The 24,470-nt window shown below is 72.1% G+C and carries 24 protein-coding genes; 4 read left to right on the forward strand and 20 right to left on the reverse strand.

Annotated elements, in window-relative coordinates:
• Nucleotides 1-141 precede the first annotated feature (141 nt).
• The gene (locus tag E0F75_RS14305) at nucleotides 142-426 is read left to right on the forward strand and encodes a hypothetical protein (RefSeq protein ID WP_194480747.1); all 285 of its coding nucleotides are present in this window, start codon (nucleotides 142-144) and stop codon (nucleotides 424-426) included.
• A gap of 92 nt (nucleotides 427-518) precedes the next feature.
• Here the strand turns inward: E0F75_RS14305 and der are convergent, their stop codons facing one another.
• From der to E0F75_RS14335, 6 genes are all read right to left on the reverse strand, one after another.
• Nucleotides 519-1,967, reverse strand: a complete 1,449-nt coding sequence (gene der / locus E0F75_RS14310) for a ribosome biogenesis GTPase Der (protein WP_187622882.1) — start codon at nucleotides 1,965-1,967, stop codon at nucleotides 519-521.
• 70 nt (nucleotides 1,968-2,037) lie between these two features.
• Entirely contained in the window at nucleotides 2,038-2,682 is a 645-nt protein-coding gene (locus tag E0F75_RS14315) for a 1-acyl-sn-glycerol-3-phosphate acyltransferase (RefSeq protein ID WP_187622883.1), read from the reverse strand.
• Nucleotides 2,679-3,353, reverse strand: a complete 675-nt coding sequence (gene cmk / locus E0F75_RS14320; protein ID WP_229312675.1) for a (d)CMP kinase — start codon at nucleotides 3,351-3,353, stop codon at nucleotides 2,679-2,681. The genes E0F75_RS14315 and cmk overlap by 4 nt, the downstream gene beginning before the upstream one ends.
• Nucleotides 3,354-3,554: 201 nt before the next feature.
• Entirely contained in the window at nucleotides 3,555-4,643 is a 1,089-nt protein-coding gene (locus E0F75_RS14325; protein WP_187622884.1) for a prephenate dehydrogenase, read from the reverse strand.
• Nucleotides 4,640-5,002, reverse strand: a complete 363-nt coding sequence (aroH, locus tag E0F75_RS14330; RefSeq protein WP_187622885.1) for a chorismate mutase — start codon at nucleotides 5,000-5,002, stop codon at nucleotides 4,640-4,642. Before aroH ends, E0F75_RS14325 begins: the two co-directional genes overlap by 4 nt.
• A 136-nt stretch (nucleotides 5,003-5,138) precedes the next feature.
• Entirely contained in the window at nucleotides 5,139-5,582 is a 444-nt protein-coding gene (locus tag E0F75_RS14335) for a YidB family protein (RefSeq protein ID WP_187622886.1), read from the reverse strand.
• 111 nt (nucleotides 5,583-5,693) lie between these two features.
• Between E0F75_RS14335 and E0F75_RS14340 the strand changes: the two genes are divergently transcribed.
• Genes E0F75_RS14340 through E0F75_RS14350 form a run of 3 tightly spaced genes read left to right on the forward strand, consistent with a single transcriptional unit; the run spans nucleotide 5,694 to nucleotide 7,297 of the window.
• Nucleotides 5,694-6,029 (forward strand): DUF952 domain-containing protein, encoded by a 336-nt coding sequence (locus E0F75_RS14340; protein ID WP_187622887.1) that lies wholly within the window; start codon nucleotides 5,694-5,696, stop codon nucleotides 6,027-6,029.
• 45 nt (nucleotides 6,030-6,074) lie between these two features.
• Complete coding sequence (locus E0F75_RS14345; RefSeq protein ID WP_187622888.1) at nucleotides 6,075-6,575, forward strand: Rieske (2Fe-2S) protein; 501 nt, start codon at nucleotides 6,075-6,077, stop codon at nucleotides 6,573-6,575.
• A 32-nt stretch (nucleotides 6,576-6,607) separates the two neighbouring features.
• Nucleotides 6,608-7,297, forward strand: a complete 690-nt coding sequence (locus E0F75_RS14350) for a DNA polymerase beta superfamily protein (protein ID WP_187622889.1) — start codon at nucleotides 6,608-6,610, stop codon at nucleotides 7,295-7,297.
• Between the two features lie 110 nt (nucleotides 7,298-7,407).
• Here the strand turns inward: E0F75_RS14350 and E0F75_RS14355 are convergent, their stop codons facing one another.
• The 14 genes from E0F75_RS14355 to E0F75_RS14420 form a co-directional block, all read right to left on the reverse strand.
• The gene (locus E0F75_RS14355) at nucleotides 7,408-8,178 is read right to left on the reverse strand and encodes a DNA polymerase beta superfamily protein (RefSeq protein ID WP_187622890.1); all 771 of its coding nucleotides are present in this window, start codon (nucleotides 8,176-8,178) and stop codon (nucleotides 7,408-7,410) included.
• Between the two features lie 3 nt (nucleotides 8,179-8,181).
• Nucleotides 8,182-9,213, reverse strand: a complete 1,032-nt coding sequence (locus tag E0F75_RS14360) for an ADP-ribosylglycohydrolase family protein (protein ID WP_187622891.1) — start codon at nucleotides 9,211-9,213, stop codon at nucleotides 8,182-8,184.
• Nucleotides 9,210-9,995: an NUDIX domain-containing protein gene (locus E0F75_RS14365; RefSeq protein WP_194480748.1), complete on the reverse strand. Its 786-nt coding sequence runs from the start codon at nucleotides 9,993-9,995 to the stop codon at nucleotides 9,210-9,212. The genes E0F75_RS14360 and E0F75_RS14365 overlap by 4 nt, the downstream gene beginning before the upstream one ends.
• A complete protein-coding gene (locus tag E0F75_RS14370) occupies nucleotides 9,992-11,071 on the reverse strand; it encodes an AAA family ATPase (protein ID WP_187622892.1) in 1,080 nt (359 codons plus the stop codon). Before E0F75_RS14370 ends, E0F75_RS14365 begins: the two co-directional genes overlap by 4 nt.
• Nucleotides 11,068-11,721, reverse strand: a complete 654-nt coding sequence (gene pnuC, locus E0F75_RS14375) for a nicotinamide riboside transporter PnuC (RefSeq protein WP_187622893.1) — start codon at nucleotides 11,719-11,721, stop codon at nucleotides 11,068-11,070. The genes E0F75_RS14370 and pnuC overlap by 4 nt, the downstream gene beginning before the upstream one ends.
• Before the next feature lie 501 nt (nucleotides 11,722-12,222).
• Nucleotides 12,223-13,728, reverse strand: coding sequence for a pseudouridine synthase (locus E0F75_RS14380; protein ID WP_187622894.1), 1,506 nt, complete (start codon nucleotides 13,726-13,728; stop codon nucleotides 12,223-12,225).
• Nucleotides 13,728-14,333 carry an SMC-Scp complex subunit ScpB gene (gene scpB, locus E0F75_RS14385; RefSeq protein ID WP_055599421.1) on the reverse strand — a complete coding sequence of 202 codons (606 nt, stop codon included), beginning with the start codon at nucleotides 14,331-14,333 and terminating at the stop codon, nucleotides 13,728-13,730. Before scpB ends, E0F75_RS14380 begins: the two co-directional genes overlap by 1 nt.
• Complete coding sequence (locus E0F75_RS14390) at nucleotides 14,330-15,595, reverse strand: segregation/condensation protein A (RefSeq protein WP_187622895.1); 1,266 nt, start codon at nucleotides 15,593-15,595, stop codon at nucleotides 14,330-14,332. Before E0F75_RS14390 ends, scpB begins: the two co-directional genes overlap by 4 nt.
• A 44-nt stretch (nucleotides 15,596-15,639) precedes the next feature.
• Nucleotides 15,640-16,149, reverse strand: coding sequence for a hypothetical protein (locus tag E0F75_RS14395; protein ID WP_187622896.1), 510 nt, complete (start codon nucleotides 16,147-16,149; stop codon nucleotides 15,640-15,642).
• The gene (locus tag E0F75_RS14400) at nucleotides 16,134-17,159 is read right to left on the reverse strand and encodes a ParA family protein (RefSeq protein WP_037637819.1); all 1,026 of its coding nucleotides are present in this window, start codon (nucleotides 17,157-17,159) and stop codon (nucleotides 16,134-16,136) included. The genes E0F75_RS14395 and E0F75_RS14400 overlap by 16 nt, the downstream gene beginning before the upstream one ends.
• Before the next feature lie 449 nt (nucleotides 17,160-17,608).
• On the reverse strand, nucleotides 17,609-18,724 hold the full coding sequence (gene ald, locus E0F75_RS14405; RefSeq protein ID WP_187622897.1) for an alanine dehydrogenase: 1,116 nt from the start codon (nucleotides 18,722-18,724) through the stop codon (nucleotides 17,609-17,611).
• 147 nt (nucleotides 18,725-18,871) lie between these two features.
• Nucleotides 18,872-20,857: an AAA family ATPase gene (locus E0F75_RS14410; RefSeq protein ID WP_229312676.1), complete on the reverse strand. Its 1,986-nt coding sequence runs from the start codon at nucleotides 20,855-20,857 to the stop codon at nucleotides 18,872-18,874.
• 691 nt (nucleotides 20,858-21,548) lie between these two features.
• Entirely contained in the window at nucleotides 21,549-22,175 is a 627-nt protein-coding gene (locus tag E0F75_RS14415) for an NUDIX hydrolase (RefSeq protein ID WP_187622899.1), read from the reverse strand.
• Nucleotides 22,176-22,251: 76 nt separating this feature from the next.
• On the reverse strand, nucleotides 22,252-23,910 hold the full coding sequence (locus E0F75_RS14420; RefSeq protein WP_187622900.1) for a CTP synthase: 1,659 nt from the start codon (nucleotides 23,908-23,910) through the stop codon (nucleotides 22,252-22,254).
• Between the last annotated feature and the right edge of the window lie 560 nt (nucleotides 23,911-24,470).

Raw genomic sequence — 24,470 nt, forward strand, 5'->3', positions numbered from 1 at the left:
CCGGCGGCCCCGACCGTGCCGCGTCCCCGACGTGCGCTCCTTTCGGAGAGCCGCCCGCATCCGACGGGCGGCGGGGTCGTTGGCACCTACGTGCACGCATACGACCCCTTCCTCCAGCCGTATCCGAGTCAGATCCCTTCGATGCGCCCTGCGCAGGACGTCACGGCGGGGGCCTCGCCCACGCCGATCTACGACGCCCTGTACTCGGAGTACCGCAGGTCGTTCCGCACGCTGCCGGGTGACCGCAGCGGCGAGGAGGAGCTGACGTTCCGGGCGTTCGGTACGACGGTGAGCACGGGCATGTACGGGCACGGGCAGGGCCACCGGTACGCGTCGGCGTATCCGACGGCGTGGTCGACCTCGTACCCGCCGACGCACACCCACACCCAGGCGGCCCTGCCACCCGGGCCCCGCAGGGGCCTCTAGGGCACACGGCACACCGGGGGAACGGCGGAGGGCCGGGGCGCGATCGCCCCGGCCCTCCGCCGTGTCCTCAGTCCATGACCCGCACGGGTGGACTACTTCTTGCGGCCGCGCTTCTCGCGCACCCGCACCGAGATGTGGATCGGGGTGCCCTCGAAGCCGAACTCCTCGCGGAGGCGGCGCTCGATGAAGCGGCGGTAGCCGGCCTCGAGGAAGCCGGAGGCGAAGAGCACGAAGCGGGGCGGCTTGGTGCCCGCCTGCGTGCCGAAGAGGATGCGGGGCTGCTTGCCGCCGCGGATCGGGTGCGGGTGGGCCGCGACGATCTCACCGAGGAAGGCGTTGAGCCGGCCGGTGGGGACACGGGTCTCCCAGCCGGCGAGGGCGGTCTCGATGGCCGGGACCAGCTTCTCCATGTGGCGGCCGGTCTTGGCGGAGACGTTGACGCGGGGCGCCCAGGAGACCTGCTGCATCTCGGTCTCGATCTCGCGCTCGAGGTAGTAGCGGCGCTCCTCGTCGAGCTCGTCCCACTTGTTGTAGGCGATGACGATGGCGCGGCCCGACTCGACCGCCATCGTGATGATGCGCTGGTCCTGGACCGAGATGTTGTCGGTGGTGTCGATCAGGATGACGGCCACCTCGGCCTTCTCGACGGCGGCGGCCGTCCGCAGGGAGGCGTAGTAGTCCGCGCCCTCCTGGAGGTGGACCTTCTTGCGGATACCGGCGGTGTCGACGAACTTCCACGTCACGCCGCCGAGCTCGATCAGCTCGTCGACCGGGTCGCGGGTGGTGCCGGCCAGCTCGTTGACGACGACGCGGTCCTCGTTCGCCACCTTGTTGAGCAGCGAGGACTTGCCGACGTTCGGGCGGCCGATGAGGGCGATGCGGCGCGGGCCGCCGACGGCGTTGCCGAAGCGCTGCTCGGGGGCCTCGGGCAGCTTCTTCAGGACCTCGTCGAGGAGGTCGCCGGTGCCGCGGCCGTGCAGCGACGAGACGGGGAACGGCTCGCCGAGGCCCAGGGACCAGAGCATGGAGGCGTCGGCCTCGCCGGACTGTCCGTCGACCTTGTTGGCGGCGAGGACGACCGGCTTGCCGGCGCGGCGCAGCAGCCGGACGACGGCCTCGTCGGTGTCGGTGGCGCCGACGGTGGCGTCCACGACGAAGAGACAGGCGTCGGCGGCCTCGATGGCGAACTCGGCCTGGGCGGCGACGGAGGCGTCGATGCCGAGGACGTCCTGCTCCCAGCCGCCGGTGTCGACGATCTTGAAGCGGCGCCCGGCCCATTCGGCCTCGTAGGTGACGCGGTCGCGGGTGACGCCCGGCTTGTCCTCGACGACGGCCTCACGGCGGCCGATGATGCGGTTCACCAGGGTCGACTTGCCGACGTTCGGCCGGCCGACGACGGCGAGGACGGGGAGGGGGCCGTGGCCCGCCTCCTCGATCGCGCCCTCGACCTCTTCGACGTCGAAGCCTTCTTCGGAGGCGAGCTCCATGAACTCCGCGTACTCGGCGTCGCCAAGTGCCCCGTGGTCGTGCTGGTCGTTCATGAAGTCCGTTCCTTGATCATTCGTGGTCGGTGGGTCCCCGGGCCGCGGGGCCCACTACTGAAAGTCTCGCTCAGCGCCCGGTGAGGCGCCTGGCGTTTTCCAGGTGGTCGGTGAGCTTCCCCTGGATCCTTACGGTGGCCTCGTCGAGCGCCTTGCGCGTACGGCGGCCGGAGCCGTCACCCGCGTCGAAGGCGTCACCGAAGACGACGTCGACGCGGCTGCGCAGCGGAGGCAGTGCCTTGACCAACCGTCCGCGGCGCTCGGTGCTTCCCAGGACGGCCACCGGGACGATCGGCGCGCCGCTGCGGACGGCGAAGTACGCCAGGCCCGAGCGGAGCGAGGCGAAGTCGCCGTCGCCCCTGGTGCCCTCGGGGAAGATCCCGAGGATGCCGCCCTGCTCCAGGACGCCCAGGGCGTTGCCTATCGCCGTGCGGTCGGTGCTGTCGCGGTCCACCTTGAGCTGCCCGATGCCCTCGAGGAAGCTGCCGAGCGGGCCGACGAACGCCTCCTTCTTGATGAGGAAGTGCACGGGGCGCGGTGCGGTGCCCATGAGCATGGGGCCGTCGATGTTGTGCGCGTGGTTGACGGCGAGGATGGCGGGGCCGGAGGCCGGCACCTTCCAGGCGCCGAGGACGCGCGGCTTCCAGAAGCCGTACATCAGTCCGATGCCGATGCGTCGGCCGACGGCGGCGCCCTTCTCGGAGGGCACGGTCACTTGGCGGCCGTCCTCTTCTCGTCCACCAGGGTGACGACGCACTCGATGACCTGGTCGAGCGTGAGCTCGGTGGTGTCGACCTCGACGGCGTCGTCGGCCTTGGCGAGCGGCGAGGTCTTACGGCTGGAGTCGGCCGCGTCCCGCTTGACCAGGGCCTCCTTCGTCGCCTGTACGTCGACGCCCTTGAGCTCGCCGGAGCGGCGGGCGGCGCGGGCCTCGGGCGAGGCGGTGAGGAAGATCTTCAGGTCGGCGTCGGGCAGGACGGTGGTGCCGATGTCCCGGCCCTCGACGACGATGCCGTGCTCGGCGCTGCGGGCGATGGACCGCTGGAGCTCCGTGATCAGGCTCCGCACCTCGGGGACGGCGCTGACGGCGCTGACCTTGGAGGTGACCTCTTCGGTACGGATGGGGCCGGCGGCGTCGGCGCCGTCGACGGTGATGGTGGGCCGCGCCGGGTCGGTGCCGGAGACGATGACCGGCTTGGCGGCGGCGTTGGCGACGGCCTCTGCGTCGTGGACGTCCACACCGTTGATGATCATCCACCAGGTGATCGCCCGGTACTGGGCGCCGGTGTCGAGGTAGCTCAGACCCAGCTTGGCGGCGACCGCCTTCGAGGTGCTGGACTTGCCCGTGCCGGAGGGCCCGTCGATGGCGACGATCACGGATTCCACGGTGGGAACACCTTCCTGGGGGTGAGTGGCGGGCCCGGCGGGATGCGGGGGACCTCCACAAGGTTACCGAGTCCCCGACCCCCACCCGGCCCCACCCACACAGGCCCCCGCCCGCCCCACCGGTCGTGGCCCTTCACCCCGTGGCCCCGGCCCCCCTCGTTGCGGCCCGCGCTGCGAGGGGCGAGCGCGGGCCGAGGCGCGTCAGCCTGTCCGGAGGGACCAGCCGCGTTCCTGCAGCGCGGCCCCCAGCCCCGGCGCCGCCGAAGGTTCCACCATCAGCTGGACCAGACCCGCCTGCTGCCCCGTCGCGTGCTCGATGCGGACGTCCTCGATGTTGACCCCCGCCCGACCCGCGTCGGCGAAGATCCGGGCCAGCTCGCCCGGCTGGTCGCTGATGAGGACGGCGACCGTCTCGTACACCGTGGGTGCAGCGCCGTGCTTGCCGGGGACGCGGGAGCGGCCGGCGTTGCCGCGGCGCAGCACGTCCTCGACGCCCGAGGCTCCGTCCCGGCGCTTGTCCTCGTCGGCGGACTGCAGGGAGCGCAGCGCGCGGACGGTCTCGTCGAGGTCGGCGGCGACGCCCGAGAGGACGTCGGCCACGGGGCCCGGGTTCGCGGAGAGGATCTCGACCCACATGCGCGGGTCCGAGGCCGCGATGCGGGTGACGTCGCGGATGCCCTGTCCGCAGAGGCGTACGGCCGACTCGTCGGCCTCCTCCAGGCGCGCGGCGACCATCGACGACACCAGCTGCGGGGTGTGGGACACCAGGGCGACCGCGCGGTCGTGGGCGTCGGCGTCCATGACGACGGGGACGGCCCGGCACAGCGCGACGAGTTCCAGGGCGAGGTTGAGGACCTCGGTGTCGGTGTCCCGGGTCGGGGTGAGCACCCAGGGGCGTCCCTCGAAGAGGTCGGCGGTCGCGGCGAGCGGGCCCGAGCGCTCCTTGCCGGACATGGGGTGCGTACCGATGTACGCGGTGAGGTCGAGGCCCAGGGCCTCCAGCTCCCGCTTGGGGCCGCCCTTGACGCTCGCCACGTCGAGGTAGCCGCGCCCGAGCCCGGCGGTCATGGCCTCGGCGAGGGTGGCGGCCACGTGCGCCGGGGGTACGGCGACGATGACGAGGTCGACGGGTCCCTCGGGCGCCTCGTCGGTGCCGGCGCCCAGCGCGGCGGCCGTGCTGGCGCGCGCCGGGTCGTGGTCGCGCAGATGGACGGTGACGCCCCGGCCCGCGAGGGCGATCGCGGCGGAGGTGCCGATCAGTCCGGTGCCGATGACGAGCGCTGTTCTCACTGGGCGATGTCCTTGCGCAGAGCGGCCGCGGCGCCGAGGTAGACGTGCGCGATCCGGGACTTGGGAAGGTCGGTCTCGACGTGGGCGAGGAGCCGGACGACCCTCGGCATCGCGCCCTCGATGTCGAGTTCCTGCGCGCAGATCAGGGGGACGTCGACGATGCCGATGCGGCGGGCCGCGGCGGCGGGGAAGTCGCTGTGGAGGTCGGGGGTGGCCGTGAACCAGATGCTGATGAGGTCGTCGGCGTCGAGTCCGTTGCGTTCGAGGACGGCGGTGAGCAGCTCTTCGACCTGCTCGCTCATGTGTCCGGCCTCGTCCCGCTCCAGCTGGACCGCTCCTCGGACCGCTCGTACCGCCACGTCGTGCTCCTTCGCCTGCGTCAGTGCTCCGTTCAGCCTAGTCAGGGGCCGGAGGGCGTGCCGGGGCGCCCGCCCTCCGAGACGGAGGACGGGCGCCCGCGAGAGCCTTCGGCGCCCCGGAGGGCCGGGAGTCCGGTCAGAGCCTCTGCTCGCGGATGATGTCCTCGAGGGAGCCCTGGGGCATCGAGCCGGTCGGCGTCAGCTTGTCGACGGCCTGCGGCAGCGACTGCGCGATCTGGTCGGCGGCCTCCTGCGGGCTGACGCCGGCGTCCTGGGCGACCTTCTGCAGGGTCTCGTCCGGGAGGGCCTCGGCGATCTGGGCGCCGCTGACGGACTGGTTCTCACCGGTGCCGACCCAGGACCGGGTCTGGTCGGTGAGTCCCGACTTGGTGAGCATGTCGAGGAGTCCGCCGAGCGGGTTCGACGCACCGCCCGATCCGCCCGTGCCGCCCCCGCCCTGGCCGCCTGCGAGCGCGCCGATCAGGGAGCCGAGGATGCCGCCGGCACCGCTGCCGCCGCTCTGTCCGCCGGCGCCTCCGAGGAGGCTCCCGAGGAGACTGCCGAGGTCGTTTCCCGCCATGGCCCTGCCTTTCGTCCGGTTCGGAACAGGCCCAATGTCACCCGAACCGGGATGCTCCGCCACTCGGGGTACAGGCCTCGCCCGGAAGATCCGCAGGGTAGAACTGTCGACATGTTGCTGCACGTCGTACCGCTGGCCGACTGGTCCGCCGCCCCCGATGCCCCGTACGCCCCGGCGTCCCTCGCCGCCGAGGGCTTCGTCCACTGCTCGCCGGACGAGGCCGCGGCCCTCGTGATCGCCGACGCCCGCTACCGGGACGTGCCGGGCCCGCTCCTGGTGCTGGTGATCGACGAGGAGCGGCTGGCCGGGGAGGTCCGCTGGGAGGGCTCGGGAGGGACGCTCTTCCCGCATGTGTACGGGCCGATCGAGCGGGACGCGGTGACCTCGGTCCTGGAGGTACGGCGGGACACGGACGGCCGTGCGAGGGAGCTGACCCCCCGGGCGTAGGCGTGTTGCGGGCCCCGGCGGCGGCGCGGCGCCAAGCTGGGCCGTATGACTTCACGCGCGACGAACCGCCGTACCGTCCTGTTCGCCTCGGCCGCGGCCCTGACGGCGGGCTGCGGCTCGGACGACGGAGGCGACGGCGGTACGACCACCAGTGCCCCGGCCACCCCCAGCCCGCCCGGCACGATCGTCCCGGCCCCCCCGAGCCCCCCCGCCACGGGCACGACCAGCACGGCTCCGAGCGGCCCCGCGTCCCCCACCGGCCAGGCCCTGGCCAAGACCTCCGACATCCCGGTCGGCGGCGGCACGGTCTTCGACAAGGAGAAGGTGGTCGTCACCCAGCCCACGGCCGGGGAGTTCAAGGCGTTCTCGGCCGTCTGCACCCACCAGGGCTGTCTGGTGAACAAGGTCGCGGACGGCACCATCGACTGCCCCTGTCACGGATCCAAGTACCGCATCACCGACGCCGCGGTGGTGGCGGGACCGGCTCCCCGCCCGCTGCCGGCCGAGCAGATCACCGTCTCGGGAGACTCGATCACCCTGACATAGCCCTGTCATAGCCCTGCCGTAGCCTGACCGGCATGACTCCGGACGAGCTGGTGCGCGACCACACGATCTACTCCTGTGTGATGGGCTCGCGCGCCTTCGGTCTCGCGACCGAGGGCAGTGACACGGACGTCCGGGGCGTGTACCTCGCCCCGACGCCGTTGTTCTGGCACTTCGACAAGCCCCCCGCGCATGTGGAGGGGCCGGGCGAGGAGCAGTTCAGCTGGGAGCTGGAACGCTTCTGCGAGCTGGCCCTGCGCAACAACCCGAACGTCCTGGAGTGCCTCCACTCCCCCGTGGTCGAGTACGTCGACGACCTCGGCCGCGAACTGCTCTCGCTGCGCGGCGCCTTCCTCTCCCGGCAGGCCCATCAGACCTTCGTCCGTTACGCGGGCGGGCAGCGCCGCAAGCTCGACGCGGACGTGCGCCAGTACGGCCACCCGCGCTGGAAGCACGCCATGCACCTGCTGCGGCTGCTGACCAGCTGCCGGGACCTGCTGCGCTCGGGCGAGCTGCGGATCGACGTCGGCGAGGAGCGCGAGCGCCTCCTCTCGGTCAAGCGCGGCGAGGTGACCTGGCCCGAGGTCGAGTCCTGGATGAACCGGCTCCAGGAAGAGGCCGACCGCGCCCTGGACGCGACCCCGCTCCCGGCGACACCGGACCACGCGCGCGTGCAGGACTTCCTGATCCGCGCGCGCCACGCCTCGGTGCCGGACGCGCTCTAGGACCCGGCCCGGTCCCCGGTCCGCTCCTGTCCCGTCCGGTCCCCGGTCCTGTCCCGTCCGGTCCCCGGTCCGGCGCCGTCCGGCCTGTCCGGCCCGGGTCCCCGCAGGCTCTACGGGGTCGTCGACCGCGCCCGTACGACCAGATCGTGCAGCAGGTCGTGGGCGCGTACCGACGCCTCCCGCAGCCCGGACGCGGCCTGTGCCTCGTCCAGGACCCCGTGCAGGGCCTCCGTCTCCGCCCGCACGTCCTCGACCGTCACCTCCGCGAGACCGTGCTCCGCCGCCGCCTTCGCCGCGACGAGGTCGGGCAGCCGGGCGGGCGCCTCGGCGACCTCCTCGACCAGGGTCGGCAGATGGGCCTGCACCTCGCCCGCCCGCATCAGATGGATGCCGGTGAGCAGCGCCCGGTAGGTGTAGAGCAGCGGCTTGAGCTCACCGCTGCGCTCGAAGAGCCGCCACTGCGTGCCGGCGAAGCCCCGGTAGTGGTGGGCGTGGTGGGAGGTGAGCACCTCGGGCACGAGCGAGACCAGCTCCGCGTGGGTCTCCGTGGTGTGCGCGACGAGCGGGGAGGTGAGCTGCTCCAGGACGTAGCCGTTGCGGCGCAGCATCAGCCGGGCGAACTTCCGCAGGTCGTGCGTGACCAGGTCCATCTCGACCCCGTCCCGGTCCCACATCCGGCTGCGGGTCTCCTCGGGCTCGCGCAGCCCCACCAGCGCGTCCAGCGGCAGCAGGTGCGCGCCGCGCAGGTCCACGTCCGAGTCGCGGGACGGGAACCCGTACAGGTGCGCGCCGGAGACGGTCGCGAAGAGCAGGGGGTCGGGCTGTTCGGCCACGACGGCGGCGAGGTCGGCGTCCAGGGCCGACTCGAGGGAGAGCGTCATCGGTCAAGCGTCCCAGAGCGCGCCGAAGGTCAGGAGGTCGCTCCGGTACTCGACGCGCTCCTCCCACTCCTTGGGCCAGGCGTCCGCGCCGAGGTGGGCGCCGGCGAAGGCGCCCGCGAGGGCGGCGATCGAGTCGGAGTCGCCCCGGGTGCAGGCGGCCCGGCGCAGCACGGTGAGGGGCTCTTCGGGGAAGAGGAGGAAGCTGAGGAGCCCGGTCGCGAGGGCCTCTTCGGCGATCCAGCCGTCTCCCGTGTACGTACAGGGGTCGAGCTCCGGGTCGGCCGTGCGCTGGACGGCGTCGAGGCGCTCCAGTACGGCCAGGCACTCGTCCCAGCCGCGCTCGACGAAGTGCCGGGCGGAGGGGTCCTGGGAGCGGGTCCAGAGGTCGCCGAGCCAGTGCTCGTGGTAGCGGGAGCGGTTCTCGTACGCGTACGAGCGGAGCTGTCCGACGAGTCCGGCCGGGTCGACGCCCTGGGCGAGGAGGTACACGGCGCGGGCGGTGAGGTCGGAGGCGGCGAGCGCGGTGGGGTGACCGTGGGTCAGGGCCGCCTGGAGCTGGGCGGCGCCCGCCCGCTGCTCCTCGCTGAGCCCGGGGACGAGCCCGATGGGCGTGACCCGCATGTTGGCGCCGCAGCCCTTGGAGCCGAGCTGGCTGGCGTCCTGCCAGAGCCGGTCGCCGTCGAGGAGCTCACAGGCGCGCAGGCAGGTGTTGCCGGGGGCGCGGTTGTTCTCGGGCGAGTGGTACCAGTCGACGAACTCGTCCCGTACGGGCCTGGCGAGGCGCAGCGGGGCGAGCACGCCGCGGTCCATCGCGGTGCGGATCCCCCGGGCGAAGGCGAGGGCCATCTGGGTGTCGTCGGTGACGTACGCCTTGCCGTTCCGGACGGGCAGCGGCATCTCCCGCCAGGGCCCGAACGAGGCCAGGATCGACGGCACGTCCTTGAACTCGGTCGGGAAGCCCAGGGCGTCGCCGAGGGCCAGCCCGATCAGGGAGCCGGTCGCGGCCTGCCTCGTCGCGGTGCGGGTCGGGTTCACGTGGATCGTCCTTCCGGTCGCAGGAGGGGCGGATGGAGGGTGGTGGCCTCGCCCGCCCGGTAGAGAGCGGCCGGTTTCCCCCGTCCGCCGGTGAGGCGCGGCGGTCCTTCCACGGCCTGGACGAAGCCGGGCGTGGCGAGGACCTTGCGCCGGAAGTTGGGGCGGTCGAGCTCGACGCCCCAGACCGTCTCGTAGACCTGCCGCAGCTCGCCGAGGGTGAACTCGGGCGGGCAGAAGGCGGTCGCGAGGCAGGTGTACTCCAGCTTGGCGCCGACCCGTTCGTGGGCGTCGGCGAGGATGCGGTCGTGGTCGAAGGCGAGCGGCCCGTGCGTCCCGTACGGCATCCACCGGGCCTGCGCCGCGTCTCCGCCGCCGCGCGGTTCGGGTGCGTCGGGCACGAGCGCGGCGAAGGCGACGGAGACGACCCGCATCCTCGGGTCGCGGTCCGGCTCGCTGTAGGTGCGGAGCTGTTCGAGGTGGAGTCCGGCGGCGGTGGCCTCGGAGAGCCCGGTCTCCTCGGCGAGTTCGCGGCGGGCGGCCCGCTCGGCGGACTCGCGGGGCAGGACGAAGCCGCCGGGGAGGGCCCAGTGTCCGGCGTACGGCTCCTGGCCGCGCTCGACGAGCAGGACGTGGAGGCGCTCCTCGCGGAGGGTGAGGACGGCGAGGTCGACGGTGACGGCGAACGGCTCGAAGGCGTACGGGTCGTAGCCCTCGGGCACGCCCGCCGGCCCGGCCCCGGGTGTGCTCCCCGGTCCTCCGTCCGGCACCCGGTGGGCGGTCATCGGCGCTCCGGAAGGGGGTCGGCGAGGTCCCAGCCCTCGTCGATCAGTCCGTCGACGGCGGCGACCGCGGCCGCGAGGCGTTCCTCGTGCGGGCCGCTGAGGACGGCTGTGCGGCGTCCGCTGTGGGCGAGCTGGGTGAGGAACCGTGCGGTCATCCAGGGCCGCAGGTGCTCGCCGTCGCGGAGGCCGTCGTCCTCGAAGTCGACGCCCCGGTGGTCGGTGAGCAGCCAGAGGTGCTGCCGGCCGTGGGCGGCGATCTCGCCGGTGGCGGGGCTGGTGGTGCCCATGTAGCGCTCGTGCCAGATGGTGGTGGCGAAGGCGTCGGTGTCGCAGAAGAGGACGGGTGAGCCGTCGCGGGCCGCCTCCTCCTCCAGTTCGGCCTGGCGCTGGGCGATGACGGGGAAGTCGGAGGAGTGGAAGGCGACGTCGGCCCATGTGGCGCCGGGGCGTTCGGCGCGGAGTTCGGCGAGTTTGAGTTCGCTGTACTCGCGCCCATACTCCGGTACGTACCGGGTCCTGGCCCAGACGCCGCCGCGTCGCCGGTAGTGGTCGGCGAGGGCGAGGGCCATGGTGGTGGTGCCGGTGGACTCGGCGCCGAGGACGACGACGCGCCGGGTGAGCGCGGAGCGTACGGGCGGCTCCAGGAAGTCCCAGCAGCCGGCCGGGTCCGCACGGACGGCGGTGCCGGAGACGGGGAAGCGGTCGCGCCCGGGGTCGACGCAGACGGACTCGGCGCCGAAGCGGCGGGCGAGCTCCTCCCCGTACGGCTCCGAGGTGAAGACGGCGTCGACCTGCTCGGGCACGGCGGCCCGGAAGACGGCCATGTGGGCGTCCCAGACGTCGGGGTCGTGGAGGTCGACGGGGATGTCGTCGACGGCTCCGACGACGAGGGCGCCGGGGTGGACCTCGCGCATCCAGGCGACCCGGTCCTCCAGGGAGATGCTCTCTACGGAGGAGGCGCAGACGAGGACGGTGAGGCGCTCGCAGCGGTCGAGGGCCGTGTCGACGAGATGGTGGTGGCCGGCGTGCGGCGGATAGAACTTGCCGAGGACCAGGCCGTGTCCGTAGCGCCTCATGCCACCGCCTCCACCTGGAGGGCGCGGCGTGCGGCGAGGTCCTTGGTCCAGCCGCGCAGGCCGAGGACGCAGAGGATCATGAACCCGACGTAGAGCAGGGAGGTCAGGTACAGCTCCTTGTACGCGTACAGCGGTACGTAGACCACGTCGGCGGCGATCCACAGCCACCAGGACTCCAGGCGCTTGCGGCACTGGCCGTAGGTCGCCATGAGGGAGAGCGCGGTCGTCAGGGCGTCCCAGAAGGGGACGGTCGAGTCGGTGGCGCGGTCGAGCAGCAGGGTGAGGGCGAGGGTCCCCACCACCCCCGCCGTGAGCAGCCACGTCCATTCGGTGCGCGTGGTGCGGCGCACCGGGAGGACGTCGGAGCCTGGTCCACCCCCGTGGGTCCAGGTCCACCAGCCGTACACGGCGAGGGTGATGAAGACGATCTGGAGGCCGGCGTCCGCGTACAACCCGGCCTGCGTGAAGAGCAGGACGAAGAACAGGTTGTTGGCGATGCCGATGGGCCAGTTCGCGAGGTGCTGACGGGCGACGAGCCAGACGCAGAGCGCCCCGCTGCCGAATCCCAGGACCTCGGTCCAGCTGACCGGGGTGTCCAGGATCGTGAAGAGCGGCTGCTGCAGCGGTTCGAGAATGCTTGCGAGGCTCACGCCCGCCTCCTTAAGAGTCATGTTGACTATAAAGGTCGGCGGCCGTCGGCCACAAGCCCGAAACCCGGGGAGCGCCGGGGGCGGGCCGGCGGCCTCTGCCCGCCGTCGCCCCGCGCTGCCGCACCGGCGACAGATGGACCTCGTCGACGATCTCGACGAGCACCTGCTCGCGCCGGACCGCCCGGCCGCACCGCTCGTGGAGGCGGGGACGGGGGGACGGGGGGGGACCGGGGGACGGGGGGACGGGGGGGGGACGGGGGGGGACGGGGGGGGACGGGGGGACGGGGGGACGGGGCAAGCCGGTCGCGGAACGCCGAGAACGCGACAGCGCCTTCGCCTTCGTCTTCGTCTTCGTCTTCGTCTTCGCCCTCCACGACCGAAGGCGGCGTTCGCCGCCGTCGCCGGGCTCTACGGGCGCACTGGAACACGGAAGCCCGCGACCGACGGACGGTCACGGGCTTCTCGCGTGGAGCAGGCCGGGGGCCTGCGGGCCTCGGGGCCTTACATGCCGACTTCCTTCATCAGCATGCCGACCTCGGTGTTGGTGAGCCGGCGCAGCCAGCCCGACTTCTGGTCGCCCAGACCGATCGGACCGAAGGCCGTACGGACCAGCTTCTCGACCGGGAAGCCCGCCTCGGCGAGCATGCGGCGCACGATGTGCTTGCGGCCCTCGTGCAGCGTGACCTCGACGAGGTAGTTCTTGCCGGTCTGCTCGACCACGCGGAAGTGGTCGGCCTTGGCGTAGCCGTCCTCCAGCTGGATGCCGTCCTTGAGCCGCTTGCCGACCTCGCGGGGCAGCGGGCCGGTGATGGCGGCCAGGTAGGTCTTCTTCACGCCGTACTTCGGGTGCGTGAGGCGGTGGGCCAGCTCACCGTGGTTGGTGAGCAGGATGATGCCCTCGGTCTCCGTGTCGAGCCGGCCGACGTGGAAGAGACGCGTCTCACGGTTGTTGACGTAGTCGCCGAGGCACTGGCGGCCGTCCGGGTCCTCCATGGTGGAGACGACACCGGCGGGCTTGTTCAGCGCGAAGAACAGGTGCGACTGGGTGGCGACGGTCAGGCCGTCCACCTTGATCTCGTCCTTCTCCGGGTCGACGCGCTTGCCCTGCTCCAGGACGATCTCGCCGTTGACCTCGACGCGGGCCTGCTCGATGAGCTCCTCGCAGGCGCGTCGCGAACCCATGCCGGCGCGGGCGAGGACCTTCTGCAGCCGCTCGCCCTCCTGCTCGGCGCCCGGGAAGGTCTTCGGGGTCTTGATCTCCGGCCGGTTCTCGTACCGCTCCCGGTTGCGCTGCTCGATCTTGGCTTCGAGTTCGCGCGAGCGGGCCGGGGCCTGGCGCTGGCCGTGCGGGCCACGACGGGGCGGCATGCCCTGAGGCGCCTTGGGGCCGCCCTTGGCTCCGCCACGGGCCGCGGAGCCGCGACCCTTCTTCGGGGCCTCGGCGGGGGGGCTCACGTCGTAGGAGCGCTCCTCGGGGCGAGGCCGGCGCGGGTTGCTCGGGCTCTTCTGGCCGTCACGGCCGCCGCCGCCCTGGTAGCCGCCACCGCCACCGCCCTGGTAGCCACCGCCACCGGAGCCGCCACGGCCACCGTCACGGCCACCGCCACCACCCTGGTAACCGCCGCCAACGGAGCCGCCACGGCCACCGTCACGGCCACCGCCACCACCCTGGTAACCGCCGCCACCCGAGCCGCCACGGCCACCGTCACGGCCACCGCCACCACCCTGGTAACCGCCGCCACCCGAGCCGCCACGGCCACCGTCACGGCCACCGCCACCACCCTGGTAACCGCCGCCACCCGAGCCGCCACGGCCACCGTCACGGCCACCGCCACCACCCTGGTAACCGCCGCCACCGCTGCTGCCGGAGCCGCTGCCGCCGCGGTAACCACCGCCGCCACCGCTGCCACCACGGCCGCCACCGCTGCTGCCGCCGCGGCCGCCGCTGTTGCCACCACGGCTCCCGCCGTTGTTTCCGCTGCTGTTCCTGCCGCTGCTGCTTCGCATCAAACTTCCGTCTTGTCGTCGTCGTCCTCACGATCCGGTGCATCCGGATCGAACGACGGGACCCCTTCCAGTGAGTCCGGCTCGACCGCCTCCGCCTCGGGGAGGAAGGGCGCGAGCTCGGGGAGCTCGTCCAGGCCGCGCAGGCCCATCCGCTCCAGGAAGTAGTTCGTCGTCCTGTACAGGATCGCACCTGTTTCGGGTTCCGCGCCCGTCTCCTCCACCAGACCCCGCTGGAGGAGGGTCCGCATCACCCCGTCGCAGTTCACTCCGCGGACCGCGGAGACCCGGGAACGGCTGACCGGCTGGCGGTACGCGACGACCGCGAGGGTCTCCAGGGCCGCCTGGGTGAGCCGGGCCTGCTGACCCTCCAGAACGAAGGCCTCGACGGCCGCGGCGTGGGCGGCGCGGGTGTAGTAGCGCCAGCCTCCGGCCACCTGGCGCAGCTCGAAGCCTCGGCCCTGGACGGTGTACTCGTCGGCCAGCTCGCGCAGGGCGTCGGCCACCTCGCGGGGGGTGCGCTCCAGGACCTTGGCGAGATGCGCCTCGGTGGCGGGCTCGTCGACGACCATGAGGACGGCTTCGAGAGAGGGCTTGAGGTCGCTCATGCGGTGGTCTCCTGGTCGAACTCGTCGGTCACGGCCGCCGTGGGATCCGTCTCCCCGCCGGTCCAGGAGACCGTGAGATCCCCCAGGGCGGTCTCCTGGTCGAGGGCGACGGCCTTCTCCCGGTAGAGCTCCAGGAGGGCGAGGAAGCGGGCGACGACGGTCAGGGTGTCGTCGCCGACGTCCTCGATGAGCTCCCGGAAGAGCGCCGTCCCGCGCTCCCGCAGCAGCGAGACGACCACGGCGGCCTGCTCGCGGACGCTGACGAGCGGGGCGTGGATGTGGTCGACGTACACCTGCGGCTCGGCCCTGGGCTGCATGGCCTTGACGGCCAGCCTGGCGAAGCCCTCGGCGCCGATGGAGATGACGACCTCGGGGAGCAGCTCGGCGTGGTGCGGTTCGAGTCCGACGGTACGGGGATGGCGACGGCCCTCGGCCTCCCAGCGCTCCTCGAAGATCGCCGCGACGCGCTTGTACGCGCGGTACTGGAGGAGCCGGGCGAAGAGCAGGTCGCGGGCCTCCAGGAGCGCGAGGTCGGCCTCGTCCTCGACCTCGGCGGCGGGCAGCAGCCGGGCGGCCTTGAGGTCGAGCAGCGTGGCGGCGACGACGAGGAACTCGGTGGTCTGGTCGAGATCCCCGTCGGGCCCGAGGGCACGCAGATGGGCCATGAACTCATCGGTGACCTGGGAGAGGGCGACCTCGGTGACGTCGAGCTTGTGCTTGGTGATCAGCTGAAGCAGCAGATCGAAGGGCCCCTCGAAATTGGCCAGCCGCACGGTGAACCGCCCGTCCCCACCCTCGACCCCGACCGCGGGCTCAGAGCCGGCCGCGGCCCCGACAGCAGGCTCAGCCTCGCCCTCGGGCTCAGCCACGACTTCCGTCGCAAGCCGGGCTTCGGGCTCGGATCCGGACCGAAGCCCGATCTCGGGCTCGACCTCGGGTCGGGCCGGAGCCCGGGCCACGGCTGTGGGCCCGGGTTCGGCCCGCAGCCCGGCCCCACACTCAGACCGAGCCTCGCGCTCACTCCCCGCCTCGGGCTCCAGCCCGGCCACCGGCTCGGGCTCGTACCCAGGCGCGATCGCGGGCTCGGGCAGAGCGGCGACCCCGGCCCCACGGTCCGCGGCGGCATCGATGGCCTCGCCCACCGCCGCCCCGTGGCCGTCCCGTACCGCCCCCGCGGCCGCAGGTCCCTCCGGGTCGCCCGGGCCGCGGCCCAGGGCGCGGCGGCGTGGTGGGCGGGACGTTTCGTCAGAGGCGTGGTGCATGGAGGTCCAGGAGAACGGGGAGCGCGGCAGCCCGCAGGCTACCGTCAGCGGCCGCGCAGGCGGCGCACGAGGATGCTCGCGTCGCCGCGGGACTCCAGGTCCGCCAGGACGACCGCGACGGCCTCCCGGACGATCCGGCCCCTGTCCACGGCGAGACCGTGCTCGCCCCGGAGGACGAGCCGGGCGTGCTCCAGGTCCATCAGCTCCTCGGCGGAGACGTAGACCGTGATCTTCTCGTCGTGGCGCTCACGGCCGCTGGGCCGCCGGTTCGGGGCCCGGCCGCCGCGCCGCCGCGCCGCCGCGGGGGCGGGCACCGCGGCGGTCGGCGTCGCGGGCTTCGGAGCGGCGGCGCCCTCGGGCTCCGCCGTCCGGGCGCGCGGCTCCGACGCCTCGGAGTCCGCCGCCGTGTGCTCCGCGGAGCCCTCGGCGGCCGTCGTGTCACTCTCGCCCGCGGGTGCCGGGACGGCCCGGCGGGGTGCGGACGCCTGGAGCGCCATCCCCCCGGTCGTACGGAAGAGTTCGTCGGCGCCGGGCAGACTCACTCGGCGTGACACCGGGCGAGCACCTCCCTGGCGAGCTGACGATAGGCGGCGGCGCCCACGGAGTTGGAGGCGTACGTGGTGATGGGCTCGCCGGCGACCGTGGTCTCCGGGAAGCGCACCGTCCGCCCGATGACCGTGTGGTACACGTGGTCGTCGAAGGCCTCGACGACGCGCGCGAGGACCTCACGGCTGTGCACGGTACGGGAGTCGTACATCGTGGCGAGGATGCCGTCGAGCTCCAGCTCGGGGTTGAGCCGCTCCTGGACCTTCTCGATGGTCTCGGTCAGCAGCGCCACTCCGCGGAGCGCGAAGAACTCGCATTCCAGCGGCACGATGACCTTGTGAGCCGCCGTCAGGGCGTTCACGGTCAGCAGGCCGAGCGAGGGCTGACAGTCGATCACGATGTAGTCGTAGTCGTTCATCAGCGGCTTCAGGGCGCGCTGGAGCGTCGACTCGCGCGCGACCTCGCTGACGAGCTGGACTTCGGCGGCCGAGAGGTCGATGTTGCTCGGCAGCAGGTCCATGTTGGGTACGGCGGTCTTGAGGAGGACCTCGTCCGCCGACATGCCCCGCTCCATGAGCAGGTTGTAGACGGTGAGGTCGAGCTCCATCGGGTTCACGCCGAGGCCGACCGACAGGGCTCCCTGCGGGTCGAAGTCGACGAGCAGCACCCGTCGTCCGTACTCCGCGAGCGCGGCACCCAGGTTGATGGTCGACGTGGTCTTGCCGACGCCGCCCTTCTGGTTGCACATCGCGATGATCTTCGCGGGTCCGTGGTCCGTCAGCGGACCGGGGATCGGGAAGTACGGCAGGGGCCGTCCCGTCGGGCCGATCCGCTCGCGGCGCTGACGGGCAGCGTCGGGTGCGAGGGTGGCCGCGTACTCGGGGTCGGGCTCGTACTCGGCGTCGGGGTCGTAGAAGTGCCCCTCGGGCACCTCGTCAAAGGCGGCGAAGTGGGTGGACTCTCGGCCCATCTCGTTGCCGGCCGTGGCGTTCACGTGTAGGCCGTCCATCGTCTTCATCGTGTGGGCTGTCGTCATGGGCTGGTGCGTCGCGAAGGTCCGCACCGCGACGGAGCCGATCGGAGCACCTGGCGCACCGCTCCCGGGAGTAATTGTCGACTCATTCACAAGTCGTCTTACCTCCTTGGATGTCACCAGGAACATTTATCGATAGGTCAGCGTGGCACCATGCCGACGGTTGGCGACTCTATGGCGTGTCACCGCTCCGCAGCAACACAATCCGCCGGACCCGGCCCGATGTGTCGGCAACCGAACACCTCTCTGTCAAGGGTGCGCAGGCATGCATCCACACGTTTCAGGGGTGTGCGAAACGGTTAAAGGGTTACGTTCGAGGCGAGTTGGCCGAACGTTCCGCCGGGTCGGGACACACATCCGGCCGGACCTTGTCGAACAAGGTCCGGCCGGGTGTGTGGCATTGACGGCACGCGTTGACGGCGGTGCCGCGAGGGTCAGCCCAGGAGGGTGCTCAGCTGGACGTGCTCGAGGCCGTGCGCCTCGGCGACCTCCTTGTAAACCACCTTGCCGTCATGGGTGTTGAGGCCCAGAGCGAGCGCGGCGTCGCGGCGCAGCGCCTCGGCCCAGCCGTTGTTCGCCAGCGACACGATGTAGGGCAGCGTGGCGTTGGTGAGGGCGTAGGTGGAGGTGTTCGGGACCGCGCCCGGCATGTTGGCGACGCAGTAGAAGACCGAGTTGTGGACCTGGAAGGTCGGCTCGGCGTGAGTGGTCGGGTGCGAGTCCTCGAAGCAGCCGCCCTGGTCGATCGCAATGTCGACAAGGACACTTCCGGGCTTCATCTTGGCGACGAGCTCGTTGGTGACCAGCTTCGGCGCCTTGGCGCCCGGGATGAGGACGGCGCCGATGACGAGGTCGGCCTCGACGACGGCCTTCTCCAGCTCGAAGGCGTTGGAGACGATCGTCTTCACCTTGGTGCCGAAGATCTTGTCGGCCTCGCGCAGCTTGTTGATGTCACGGTCGAGCAGGGTCACGTGGAAGCCCATGCCGACGGCGATCTGGGTGGCGTTCCAGCCGGAGACGCCGCCGCCGATGACGACACACTCGCCGGCGTGGGTGCCGGGGACGCCGCCGGGGAGGACGCCGCGGCCGCCGACGGAGCGCATCAGGTGGTAGGCACCGACCTGCGGGGCCAGGCGGCCCGCGACCTCGGACATCGGGGCGAGCAGCGGGAGCGCGCGGTTGGCGGTCTCGACGGTCTCGTACGCGATGGCGGTGGTGCCGGACTCCAGGAGCGCGTCCGTGCACTCCTTGGAGGCGGCGAGGTGCAGGTAGGTGAAGAGCGTCTGGTCCTTGCGGAGGCGGTGGTACTCCTCCGCGATGGGCTCCTTGACCTTGAGCAGCAGGTCGGCGGTGGCCCAGACCTCGTCGGCGGTGGGGAGGATCCCGGCGCCGGCGGCGACGTACTCCTCGTCCGTGATCGAGGAGCCGACACCGGCGTTCTGCTCGACGAAGACCTGGTGGCCGTGGCGGACGAGCTCGTGGACACCCGCAGGGGTGATGGCCACGCGGAACTCGTTGTTCTTGACCTCGCGGGGGATGCCGACCTTCATCGTCGATCACGGTCCTTGAATCAGGGGGGATACATGGGGCACTGCGATACATACCCGGATGCACTGCGGCGCACCGGGGCAGACCACGTTCGAACGCGGCGCACCCAGTCTAATGAAGGAGTTCCCGCTGTCTAGCCTTTCAAAGTACTAATCTTCGACGAACCCACTGCGGATTTCGTAGGCTGATCGTTCCGTTTCCAGCAGTCTTTCGGCTGCGGCCCGGTGCAGCCGGGCCGCAGCCGGGTCGCCGAGCCGGTCGAGGGTGTCGGCGAGCCGCAGCTGGAGCGCGGCCTGGAGCCGGGTGTCCTGGGCGCGCCGGGCCCACTCGACGGCCTCCTCGCAGGTCCGGAGGGATTCCTCGGGCCGTCCCGCGTACTCCTGGACCCGGGCCGCCTCGCTCAACGCCCGCGCGTAGCCCGGGAGATCGTCGAGCCGCCGGTAGCCCGCCGCGGCGGCCCGCCAGTTCCGCAGGGCCTCGCCGTACCGGCCCGCATAGGTCTGTACGGCGCCGAGGCGGGCGTACAGCCTGGCCTGATCCGCTCGCTCGTCCCGGGCGAGGCGCTGGGCGAGCGCCCGCCCGTACCAGTCGCCGGCCCTCTGCCAGTCCCCCAGCTCCTGATAGGAGCCACCTACGGATTCCATTGCGCGACCGGTCGCGTACGGGTCATTTGCTGCGCGTCCGGCATCCAAAGCCGACCGATATCGCAGCAGAGCGTCCTTCGTCCTGCCGGTGCGGGCGTCGAGGTCGGCCAGGTTCAGCAGGGCCGCGGCCCGCTCCCGGTGCAGCCCGCGCCGCTCGGCCACGTCCAGGACCAGCTGGTGGAGCCCGTACAGCTGGGGCGCGGCCGCCTCGGCGCCCCGATGCGCGGCGAGCGCCCTGACCAGGGAGGCGACCAGCCGTCGGGCGAGGGTGTCGAGCTCCCCGTCGGCGACGGCGAGCCGGGCGGAGGCCATCAGGAAGGACTGCCGGGAGCGCAGCCAGTCGGCCCCCTCCTCGACGTTGGGGAAGCGCAGGGCGCGCGGCAGACCGGCCAGCTTCCGGCGGGCCGGCGAGCCCTCGGGTTCGGTGACCGCACGGCAGGACTGGAGGAGCCGTACGGTCCGCTCCAGCATCCGGGCCCGGGCGAGCTGCACCTCGGCGGGCCGGTCGCGCTCCTCCAGCTGAGCGCGAAGGAGGGGGACGAGGTGGCCCGGGACCTCGTACTGCCCGTCCCCGCCGCCTTCGAGGAGCCCCAGGGCGGCGAAGTCGGCGAGGGTGGTCGCGGCGGCCGAGACCGAGCAGCCGGCCAGGGCGGAGGCCGTGTGGGCGTCGGCCCGGCCGAGGGGGGCGAGGGTGAGGTATCGCAGTATCCGGGCGGCGGTCGCGGGCAGCGCCTCGTGGGCGAGTGAGAAGGCACGGGCCAGCGGGTCGCCACTGAGCGCACGCAACCGCTTGGCGAGGTCGGCGACGGAGGCCTTGGGCCGGGTGGAGAGCCAGCCGCCGGCGAGAACGACCGCGGCGGGCAGCCCGCCGCACTCCTCGACGAGCGTCTCGGCGGCCTGCGGATCGACGGTGATGCGTACGGAACCGGTGAAGGCGGTGAGCAGCTCGATGGCCGACTTGGGGTCGAGCCCGCCGAGGGTGCAGGGCCGTACGTCGGGGATGCCGGTGAGCGGTCCGCGGGCGACGCCGATCACCAGGGAGTCGGGGTTGTCGGGGATGAGCGGATCGGCGTGCTCGGCGTCGACGGCGTCGTCGAGGACGAGGACGGCACGGCGCTCGCCGAGCGCCGTGCGGACCAGCTCGGTCAGCTCGTCCTCGGCGGCGCCGGGGGGCTCGGGGACCCCGAGCGCGGCGAGGAGTTCCTGGGCGACGCGGGCGGTGGGAACGGGGTCGCCGCCGGGCTCGGTGAGCCGGGCGCGGTAGATCCCGTCGGGGTACTGGTCGGAGAGTCCGGCGGCGAGTTCCTCGGCGAGCGCGGTACGTCCGGAGCCGGGCTTGCCGGCGACGAGGAGGACGCGGGCGCGGGGTGCCTTGCGGCCGGTCAGGGTGTCGAGGCCGGTGCGCTCGATGTCGGCGCGCAGGGCCTTCAACTCCCGCTGCCGGCCGAAGAACTGCCGGCTGCCGGCCGCCGCCACCGCCTGATCCGTCACGGGCCACGCTCCCGTCCACCTGCGCACGAGCCGATCCCGCGGGGGGCTCCGCACGGGCGATCCCGAGCGTAGTTCAGGGCGCGCACCGGACCTGGCGGAGCACGACGGACACGTCCCCCGATCGGATCAACAGATCGTCACACCACGTACGCCGAATGCACCACCACTCCACAGAGCGCCCCCCACCCGCCCGACGACCGCTGCACACACCGCGCCCCGCCGTATGGGCAACCGCTCTCAGAGCGGCAGACGCTGCCGCCGCCCCGCCACCTCCGCATGGGCAACGCCCCCAAGGTCGGCACCCACCCGCACGGGGCCGCGGCCGCCACCCCCGCCACCCACCGTGTGGGCAATCGTCCCGCAGGGCGGGACGGGTGGGCACACGGGACGGCGCCCTCTGGCGGCGCCTCCGCCCCTTGCGCCTGGACCCGCACCCAGTTGTGCGGTGCACAAGGGGTGCGGGTCAGGGCGCGGAAGCCTAGGCCCGGCAAAGGGCGCCGTTCCGTTGTGCCCACCCGTTCCGCCCCTGGGGGTCCCCCGGACGGAGTCTGGGGGAGGAACAGTTCCCACAACGAGGGGCGGCAGGCGGGTAGGCACCGGTCCGGTGGGACGAATGCCCACAACGAGGGACGCGGGGCCGCAGGCGCAGGGCGCCGGCCCCGCACAGCTCAGGCCCCCGCCACCACCCCCCCTACGCCTCGAACGGTCGCGCCGGCCACTCCGCGTCCGCCGGACGAAGCTCCCCCACACCCCCGCCCGCCCGCGCCGCCGCCAGCGACAGCACCCCCACCACCAGGCAGTTGTTGTGCAGCTCCCCCGCCAGGACCCCCCGCACCAGCTCCCCGAGCGGCACCCGCGCCAGCTCCATGTCCGCCTCCTCCTCGGAGACTTCGTACCGCTCCCCCTCCGCCTCGGAGAGCCCGCGCGCGAGGAAGATCCGTACGGCCTCGTCGCAGCCGCCCGGAGTCGTGTAGACGTCGGTCAGGACCCGCCAGTCCTCGGCCTTGACGTGCGCCTCCTCGTACAGCTCGCGCTGCGCGGCGTGCAGCGGGTTCTCGCCGGGCACGTCGAGGAGTCCCGCCGGGATCTCCCAGAGCTTCTGCCGCACCGGGTGCCGGTACTGCTTGAGCAGCAGGACCCGGTCCTGGTCGTCGAGGGCCAGGACGGCCACCGAGCCGGGGTGCACCTGGTAGTCGCGGCGCGCGACCGTGCCGTCCGGCATGACCACGTCGTCCGTGCGGACACTCGTCTTGTTTCCCTGGAAAGGGGTCGTCGTCGCGACGACCCGCCACTCCTCCGGGGTGTCCTGCAACTCCATCTGCGTCCTCCCACACACGAAAACCGGGGTACGGATCCGTCAGGACCCGTACCCCGGCAACGTTAACGCGCGACGACTACTTGGCCGACGTGCCCGTCTTGCGCTCCACGGCCGCCTTCACCAGACCGGCGAAGAGCGGGTGCGGACGCGTCGGACGCGACCGCAGCTCCGGGTGCGCCTGCGTGGCGACCAGGTAGGGGTGGATCTCGCGCGGGTACTCGACGTACTCGACGAGCTTGTTGTCCGGGGAGGTTCCGGAGAAGACCAGACCGGCCTTCTTCTCCAGCTCCGCGCGGTAGGCGTTGTTGACCTCGTAGCGGTGACGGTGGCGCTCGTCGACGTACGGCTGGTCGTCGTAGACCTCACGGACGATCGAGCCCTCGGCGAGCTTCGCCGGGTACAGGCCCAGGCGCATCGTTCCGCCCAGGTCGCCGGCGCCCTCGACGAACGCGAGCTGCTCCTCCATCGTCGAGACGACGGGGTGCGCGGTCGCCGGGTCGAACTCGGTGGAGTTGGCCTCGGGGATGTCGGCCAGGTTCCGGGCCGCCTCGATGACGATGCACTGCAGACCGAGGCAGATGCCGAGCAGCGGCACCTTGTTCTCGCGGGCGTACTGGATCGCGCCGACCTTGCCGCTCACACCGCGGTCGCCGAAGCCACCGGGGATGAGGATCGCGTCGACGTCGCCGAGCTGCTTCTTGGCGTCGGCCGGGGTCTTGCAGTCGTCGGAGGTGACCCACTTGACCTTGACGCGGGCCTTGTTCGCGAAGCCGCCGGCCCGCATGGCCTCGGTGACCGAGAGGTACGCGTCGGGCAGGTCGATGTACTTGCCGACGAGCGCGACGGTGACCTCGTGGTCGGGGTTGTGGACGCGGTCGAGCAGGTCGTCCCAGGTCGACCAGTCCACGTCACGGAAGGGCAGGTCGAGCTTGCGGACGACATAGGCGTCCAGGCCCTCGGTGTGGAGCACCTTGGGGATGTCGTAGATCGACTTGGCGTCGATCGCGGCGACGACCGCGGCCTCGTCGACATCGCACATCAGCGAGATCTTGCGCTTGATGGAGGTCGGGACCTCACGGTCGGCGCGCAGCACGATCGCGTCGGGCTGGATGCCGATGTTGCGGAGCGCGGCGACGGAGTGCTGGGTCGGCTTGGTCTTCAGCTCGCCGGAGGGGCCGATGTAGGGCAGCAGCGAGATGTGCACGACGAAGACGTTGTCGCGGCCGACCTCGTGGCGGACCTGGCGGACGGTCTCCAGGAACGGCAGGGACTCGATGTCGCCGACCGTACCGCCGACCTCGGTGATGACGACGTCGACGTCGTCGGTCGCCATACGGCGGATCCGGGACTTGATCTCGTTGGTGATGTGCGGGATGACCTGCACGGTGTCACCGAGGTACTCGCCGCGCCGCTCCTTGGCGATGACCTGCGAGTAGACCTGGCCGGTGGTGACGTTGGCCGAGCCGTCGAGGTCGACGTCGAGGAAGCGCTCGTAGTGGCCGATGTCCAGGTCGGTCTCGGCGCCGTCGTTGGTGACGAACACCTCGCCGTGCTGGAAGGGGTTCATCGTGCCCGGGTCGACGTTCAGGTACGGGTCGAGCTTCTGCATCGTGACCCGCAGGCCCCGGGCCTTGAGGAGCGCACCCAGGCTGGAGGCGGTCAGGCCCTTGCCGAGGCTGGAGGCGACACCCCCGGTGACGAAGATGTGCTTGGTCGTCGTGGTTTTGGGCGGCATCGCCAAGAGGGGGCTCCCGTGGTCGCGTTCTGGAGGTGCGTACCGGCGTCCCCTCCGGAAGAATCGGGGGGTGCCGTCGCTGCGGTTTCGGGGTCCTCGGCTGTCGCCGTTTCCCACCGGTCCACGGGGTACCAGGGTATCAGCGACATCGGGAGACCGCTTCCGGCCACACGCGGCAGTCGGGTGTTCACGGACGGCGACGCCGGGGTGGACGGAGTCTCCCGGCAGATCGGGGGAAGGGTCTCCCGGCGGACGGGGGAAGCCCCCACCGGGCGGGGGGACCGACCTCCCACCGGGCAGAAGGGAGGAGCTCGCACTGTCTCTCACCTGCGACGCACAGGATGTCCGCCGGATCTTCCGGCAGACGTTCCGAGGGACCCTGCCCTCACGACAGGCGGACCTTCCACCGGCGAACCGGACTCGTTCACCTGATCGGAGCAACGCCGTTACCGACGTGATCACCGGGTCACTAGGGTGCGACGTATCCTGCTCGGACATTGCCCGCCGAGCCGGCCGGCCAGCGGCATCACCCCGCCCGTCACCCGGACCAAGAGCTCGTC

The sequence above is a fragment of the Streptomyces sp. CB02980 genome (genome assembly GCF_014451325.2).
Lineage (GTDB): Bacteria > Actinomycetota > Actinomycetes > Streptomycetales > Streptomycetaceae > Streptomyces.

Bases quoted from the DNA above. Each gene is read 5' to 3' on its own strand.
- E0F75_RS14355 (WP_187622890.1), bottom strand. From the start codon at position 8,178: ATGACGCTCTCCCTCGAGTCGGCCCTGGACGCCGACCTCGCCGCCGTC.
- E0F75_RS14305 (WP_194480747.1), top strand. From the start codon at position 142: ATGCGCCCTGCGCAGGACGTCACGGCGGGGGCCTCGCCCACGCCGATC.
- der (WP_187622882.1), bottom strand. From the start codon at position 1,967: ATGAACGACCAGCACGACCACGGGGCACTTGGCGACGCCGAGTACGCG.
- E0F75_RS14370 (WP_187622892.1), bottom strand. From the start codon at position 11,071: ATGAGGCGCTACGGACACGGCCTGGTCCTCGGCAAGTTCTATCCGCCG.
- E0F75_RS14340 (WP_187622887.1), top strand. From the start codon at position 5,694: ATGTTGCTGCACGTCGTACCGCTGGCCGACTGGTCCGCCGCCCCCGAT.
- ald (WP_187622897.1), bottom strand. From the start codon at position 18,724: ATGAAGGTCGGCATCCCCCGCGAGGTCAAGAACAACGAGTTCCGCGTG.
- E0F75_RS14400 (WP_037637819.1), bottom strand. From the start codon at position 17,159: ATGAAGACGATGGACGGCCTACACGTGAACGCCACGGCCGGCAACGAG.
- E0F75_RS14350 (WP_187622889.1), top strand. From the start codon at position 6,608: ATGACTCCGGACGAGCTGGTGCGCGACCACACGATCTACTCCTGTGTG.
- E0F75_RS14335 (WP_187622886.1), bottom strand. From the start codon at position 5,582: ATGGCGGGAAACGACCTCGGCAGTCTCCTCGGGAGCCTCCTCGGAGGC.
- scpB (WP_055599421.1), bottom strand. From the start codon at position 14,333: ATGAGCGACCTCAAGCCCTCTCTCGAAGCCGTCCTCATGGTCGTCGAC.
- E0F75_RS14415 (WP_187622899.1), bottom strand. From the start codon at position 22,175: ATGGAGTTGCAGGACACCCCGGAGGAGTGGCGGGTCGTCGCGACGACG.
- E0F75_RS14380 (WP_187622894.1), bottom strand. From the start codon at position 13,728: ATGCGAAGCAGCAGCGGCAGGAACAGCAGCGGAAACAACGGCGGGAGC.
- E0F75_RS14390 (WP_187622895.1), bottom strand. From the start codon at position 15,595: ATGCACCACGCCTCTGACGAAACGTCCCGCCCACCACGCCGCCGCGCC.
- E0F75_RS14365 (WP_194480748.1), bottom strand. From the start codon at position 9,995: ATGACCGCCCACCGGGTGCCGGACGGAGGACCGGGGAGCACACCCGGG.
- E0F75_RS14420 (WP_187622900.1), bottom strand. From the start codon at position 23,910: ATGCCGCCCAAAACCACGACGACCAAGCACATCTTCGTCACCGGGGGT.
- E0F75_RS14345 (WP_187622888.1), top strand. From the start codon at position 6,075: ATGACTTCACGCGCGACGAACCGCCGTACCGTCCTGTTCGCCTCGGCC.